Source organism: Halomonas sp. KX33721, from assembly GCF_001596805.1.
Taxonomy (GTDB): Bacteria; Pseudomonadota; Gammaproteobacteria; order Pseudomonadales; family Halomonadaceae; genus Vreelandella; species Vreelandella aquamarina.
This window is the reverse complement of the sequence record NZ_LVIA01000056.1, coordinates 1-5,169: the sequence shown is the minus strand read 5'-3', so window position 1 is coordinate 5,169 and position 5,169 is coordinate 1. Positions and strand designations below refer to the sequence as shown.

Genomic DNA, 5,169 nt, shown 5'->3' with positions numbered 1-5,169 from the left:
ATACGCGCCACCTCGACGAGGCAATGAAACGTCCATTCGTCTAGTGGTCTAGGACACCGCCCTTTCACGGCGGTAACAAGGGTTCGAACCCTTATGGGACGCCACTTAAATCGTTAAGGTATCGGAATTGCGGGAATAGCTCAGTGGTAGAGCAATCGCCATTGCCAAGGCGAGGGTCGAGAGTTCGAATCTCTTTTCCCGCTCCATGCAAACCCCCTTTCTAAAGTTTTGCTTGATCCCCAATCTAGTTATTGCCATTCACCGCTTATCAAGCGGCGTTTTTGCGTGCGTGCCGTTTGGGCGGCGGTGGCTGTTTGCTGCACCATTGAGGCGTTGTCTTGGGCCGCCTGATCTAACTGGGCGATGGCCACATTAATTTGCTCAATGCCACGGGTTTGCTCGTGGGTGGCGGCGGTCATGTCTGAGAACAGGTCGTTTACGCGCTGAATTCGCTGATCAATATCCTGCATACGCTGCTTGGTGGTATCTGCCAAGGCGGCACCATTGCTGACCTGCGCAAAAGCCACTGCCGGTTTGCTGCGTATTATCCAGAATGGTTTGGAAGATCAGCGTCCCTATCGGTTAGGCTCGCTTATATGGTCAGCATGTTCCCTTGAAGTGCCTCTGCCTGGGCAGGCGGACGCTAGGCTAATACCAAAGTATTAATCTAGGCGCTATCGCAGCAATAGCGTGGCAAAGTATCACCTAATGTAGTGCTAAATAGAGAAAAATCAGGGGCATGGAAGTGGTGGTTCAGAGGTTATAAGCCGCAAACTTGAAAAAATATATGCATGCCCCGATATCCTCCCTTCTAGCTCTTTTTGCTCCCCACTTGCTGACAGGACATATTCATGGCCGAACCGGCATTGTCGATCCGTGGCCTTACCAAGGTGTATGGCAACGGCTTCCAAGCGTTAAAAGGTATCGATTTAGACGTCCAGCAGGGCGATTTTTTTGCGCTGCTGGGCCCCAACGGCGCAGGAAAGTCCACCACCCTTGGCGTCGTTTGCTCGCTAGTGCAGAAAACGGCGGGTAAAGTGTCGATTTTTGGAATCGACATTGATAAAGACTTCGCTAAAGCCAAGTACCAGCTCGGCGTGGTGCCGCAGGAATTCAACTTCAACCAGTTTGAGAAAGTGCTGGATATCGTGCTGGCCCAGGCAGGTTACTACGGCATGAAGCGCAGCGAAGCGTTGCCTCGCGCCAAGCAGCTGCTGACCGATTTAGGGCTGTGGGAAAAGCGCAACGGCAGTGCGCGAATGCTCTCAGGAGGTATGAAGCGCCGCCTAATGATTGCGCGTGCCTTGATGCACCGACCCAAGTTGCTGATTCTCGACGAGCCCACTGCCGGGGTCGATATCGAGCTCCGCCGCAGCATGTGGGAGTATATGCGGCGTATTAATCAGGATGAAGGCACCACGATCATTCTGACCACGCACTACCTCGAAGAAGCCGAGAGCCTGTGCCGCAATATCGCCATCATCAACCATGGCGAAATTGTGCGGAACACCAGCGTGCGCGAGCTGCTGGCGGAACTGGACACCGAAACCTTCCTACTGGATCTCGCCGAGCCGGTGGAGCAAGTGCCCACCATTGAAGGCTTTGAGCTGCAGCAAATCGAGCCCTCCCAGCTGGCGCTGGTGATTCATCGTGGCCAGCAGTTGAACGATGTGTTCAGTGCGTTAAGCGCGCAGGGCATTCAGGTCGTCTCGATGCGTAACCGTGCCAACCGCTTAGAGGAGATGTTTGTTTCCATGGTAGAGAGCAGTCAGCAGGCCATCGACCAGCGTGAAAAGCAGGAGGCCCGCGCATGAATGCAATGCAAACCCTCGTGGCTTTATGGACGCTAGTGCTTAAAGAGATCAAGCGCTTCACCCGAATCTGGCCGCAAACCCTGCTGCCACCGTCGATCACCATGGCCATGTACTTCATCATTTTCGGCAGCCTGATCGGCTCGCGCATTGGTGAGATGGATGGCTTCAGCTATATGGACTTCATTGTGCCAGGGCTGATCATGATGTCGGTGATCACCAACAGCTACTCCAACGTGGCCTCTAGCTTCTTTTCCAATAAGTTTCAGCGCTCCATTGAAGAGATGATGGTGTCGCCGATGCCGAATGGTGTCATTCTTTCGGGCTTTATTTTGGGCGGAATGGCTCGTGGCTTGGGTGTGGGGCTGATCGTGACGCTGGTATCGCTGTTCTTTACCCGCTTAACGGTTGAGCATCCGCTGCTTACCGTATTAGTGGTGGTGCTCACCTCGGCGCTATTCTCCATTGGTGGCTTTATTAACGCGCTGCTGGCGAACAAGTTTGATGATATCTCCATCGTGCCAACGTTTATTCTGACGCCGCTCACCTATTTAGGTGGGGTGTTTTACTCGATTTCGATGCTGCCGGACTTCTGGCAAGGCGTCTCAATGCTCAACCCGATTCTGTATATGGTGAATGTCTTCCGTTACGGCTTTTTAGGTGTTTCTGATATTCCGGTAGGTTGGGCATTGGCTGCTATTTTTGCTTTTATCGTCGTACTGTTTATGGTGGCGCTGACCATGCTAGAGCGTGGCAAAGGCATACGTAGCTAGGGTCGCCTTCACAGCCTTGATTGAAATACCCTTATAAGATGGCACGACTAAGAGAGTTTTCATGGTACACCGCCCCGATACCTTAGAACATGCGCCCTTGGGGCGTGATTCTGCTTACCCCGAGCAGTACGATGCAGGGTTGCTGTACCCCATTCCCCGTGCGGCCAATCGTGCGCCGCTGGGCATTGAAGAGGGCGCACTGCCGTTTGTTGGCGAAGATGAGTGGCACGCGTTTGAAGTCTCCTGGCTCAATGGCCGCGGCAAGCCGATTGTCGCCGTGGCACGCTTCCGTCTGCCAGCAAGCTCGCCCCATCTGATTGAGTCCAAATCCTGGAAGCTCTATCTCAACAGCCTCAACCAAACCCGCTTTGCCAGCCAAGCTAAGGTAGAAGAGACGCTAGTGCGTGACCTCAGCAGCGCTGCCGGTGCCAGCGTAAGCGTTAAGCTGCTGGGGGTGGACGATAGTGAACTGGCCCCTCAGCGCCTGCCGGGGGAGTGCTTAGACGACCTGGATATCGAGGTGAGCGACTACACGCCAAGTGCCACGCACCTTACTGCCAGTGATGAGATCGTCGAAGAGACGCTGCATTCGCATCTGCTAAAATCCAACTGCCCGGTGACCGGTCAGCCGGATTGGGGAAGCGTCTTGATTCGCTATAAAGGCCCCAAGCTCGACCGAGAAGGGCTACTGCGCTACCTAATTGGCTACCGCCAGCACCAGGATTTTCACGAGCACTGCGTCGAACATATTTTTACGGACGTAATGCAGCAAGCGAAGCCAGAAGAGCTGCTGGTATTGGCCCGCTACGTGCGCCGTGGCGGCCTAGATATCAGCCCCTGGCGAGCCACCCCAGGGCTGACACCCCCCAGCCTGCTGCGCCTTGCCCGGCAGTAACGCTCACCTTTAATGGAGAAGAAGTTATCATGGACGCCCTCACGCTGCTTCACGAACGTAGCTCCATGGGCAAGCTCACCGAGCCTGCCCCCAGCGCCGACCAGCTTAGCGCCATATACCAAGCGGCCCTGCGTGCCCCTGATCACAAAGAGCTGCGCCCGTGGCGCTTTATCGAGTTCTCCGGCGAAGGTCGGGAGCGCCTGGGCGAGCTGTTTGCTGAAGCCGAATTTCAGGAAGACCCCCACGCCAGTGACGACACGCTAAACTCCGCGCGCAAAAAGCCCCTGCGCGCACCGATGATTATCGCGGTGATTGCCAAGGTGACGCCGGACCTTCCCAAAGTGCCGAAAATCGAGCAGGTGATTTCAGCAGGTTGTTCCGCTCACGGCATTTTGCTGGCGGCCCACGCGCTAGGTCTAGGGGCCATGTGGCGCAGCGGAAAATACGCGTTTGATCCCGTGGTGCGCAAAGGCCTGGGTCTGGATGAAGATGACGAAGTCGTTGCCTTTATCTATTTGGGCAGCCTAGCGGGTCGCCACAAGCCAGTGGCAACCCACAACAGCGCGGATTTTGTCGAGCATTGGGATTAAATCTACGCCCCTGTAATGCCAAGGAAGTCGCCATGAGTCAGCCCCGCCAACCCGGCATTCCACATCCCCGCTTACCGCTACCGGAAGGCGAGGAGGACCTGGCCGCCTTTCAGCACTGGCTGGAAGCGGCCATTCCCATGGTGGAGGCACTTGGCATTACCCGCATGAACCAAGCCAGCGGCGCGCTCACGTGGCAACTGGCGCTCACACCTAACCTCAACGACAAAGGCACCGGCTTTGGCGGCGCGCTGAGCGCACAAGCCACGCTACAAGGCTGGTGCTGGGTCACTCTCTGGCTTCGCCAGCAGGGCAGGGCGCAGGATGTGGTGGTTGCTGAAGCCAGCCAACGCTTTCTTTCCCCGGTTACAGGTGACTACCGCATGACCTGCGCCCCCAGCCATCCGGATGGCCCTGCACAGCTTGCTGCTAAACTCAGTGAACGAGGTAAGGGCAGCATTGAGCTAACCCATCAGCTCTACTGCGGAGATTCGCTCTGCCTAGAAGCCATAGGCCGCTACGCCGTGCTGCCAAACGCCTAGGCAGGAAAAGGCTTGCTATTTCACGGCTTAGACCATAGAATATGCGCCGTTCTGTTGAGAAAGGCAGCGCCTAACAGCAGAGCTAAAATGTGGAGAGGTGTCCGAGTGGTCGAAGGAGCACGCCTGGAAAGTGTGTAAGTCGAAAGGCTTCGAGGGTTCGAATCCCTCCCTCTCCGCCACAGAATTTAAAAAAGCCCGCTGAGCAATCAGCGGGCTTTTTTTGTGGTGCGCCAGGCATGGCGCGCAGCGCCAATTAGGCGCTATCCGGTCCGCCGTGGTGGTTGGCCGGATGACTTGGGGGTGAAAGTCCCCTACGGACCCTGATAGCGGGAACCGTTAGCTGAACAGCAAGGGTGTTCGTCGTGAGGCGGAATCTGAAGGAAGCTGTAGGCAAACTCCTGGCCCGACGAACAGGAACCGCATATGAGGCAGCCACATCTGGGCGAGAGGGCCATGAAACTCGAAGCCCAATAGCTATCCAGAAGATGTGGAAGTAGATGCGGCGGGTAGATGGGAGGAAGGTCGCGCGTCTTACCCTGGGAGGCCTGTTCGCCTGCCACT

The 5,169-nt window shown here is 56.0% G+C and carries 6 protein-coding genes and 3 tRNA genes; 8 read left to right on the top strand and 1 reads right to left on the bottom strand.

The window, feature by feature from the left end:
* Positions 1–30 precede the first annotated feature (30 nt).
* Positions 31–104, top strand: a tRNA-Glu gene (locus A3220_RS15945).
* A 25-nt stretch (positions 105–129) separates the two neighbouring features.
* Positions 130–206: transfer RNA gene (locus A3220_RS15940), tRNA-Ala, on the top strand.
* 42 nt (positions 207–248) lie between these two features.
* Here A3220_RS15940 and A3220_RS15935 read toward each other — a convergent pair.
* Entirely contained in the window at positions 249–527 is a 279-nt protein-coding gene (locus A3220_RS15935; protein ID WP_062375913.1) for a methyl-accepting chemotaxis protein, read from the bottom strand.
* A gap of 324 nt (positions 528–851) precedes the next feature.
* Between A3220_RS15935 and A3220_RS15930 the strand changes: the two genes are divergently transcribed.
* From A3220_RS15930 to A3220_RS15905, 6 genes are all read left to right on the top strand, one after another.
* On the top strand, positions 852–1,814 hold the full coding sequence (locus A3220_RS15930; RefSeq protein WP_062375909.1) for an ABC transporter ATP-binding protein: 963 nt from the start codon (positions 852–854) through the stop codon (positions 1,812–1,814).
* Positions 1,811–2,584 (top strand): ABC transporter permease, encoded by a 774-nt coding sequence (locus A3220_RS15925; protein WP_062375906.1) that lies wholly within the window; start codon positions 1,811–1,813, stop codon positions 2,582–2,584. Before A3220_RS15930 ends, A3220_RS15925 begins: the two co-directional genes overlap by 4 nt.
* Positions 2,585–2,645: 61 nt before the next feature.
* The gene (gene queF, locus A3220_RS15920) at positions 2,646–3,479 is read left to right on the top strand and encodes an NADPH-dependent 7-cyano-7-deazaguanine reductase QueF (protein WP_062375904.1); all 834 of its coding nucleotides are present in this window, start codon (positions 2,646–2,648) and stop codon (positions 3,477–3,479) included.
* Positions 3,480–3,508: 29 nt separating this feature from the next.
* Positions 3,509–4,069 carry a nitroreductase gene (locus A3220_RS15915; protein WP_062375901.1) on the top strand — a complete coding sequence of 187 codons (561 nt, stop codon included), beginning with the start codon at positions 3,509–3,511 and terminating at the stop codon, positions 4,067–4,069.
* A gap of 32 nt (positions 4,070–4,101) precedes the next feature.
* Positions 4,102–4,608: a YiiD C-terminal domain-containing protein gene (locus tag A3220_RS15910; protein ID WP_062375899.1), complete on the top strand. Its 507-nt coding sequence runs from the start codon at positions 4,102–4,104 to the stop codon at positions 4,606–4,608.
* Between the two features lie 91 nt (positions 4,609–4,699).
* Positions 4,700–4,787, top strand: a tRNA-Ser gene (locus A3220_RS15905).
* Positions 4,788–5,169 lie beyond the last annotated feature (382 nt).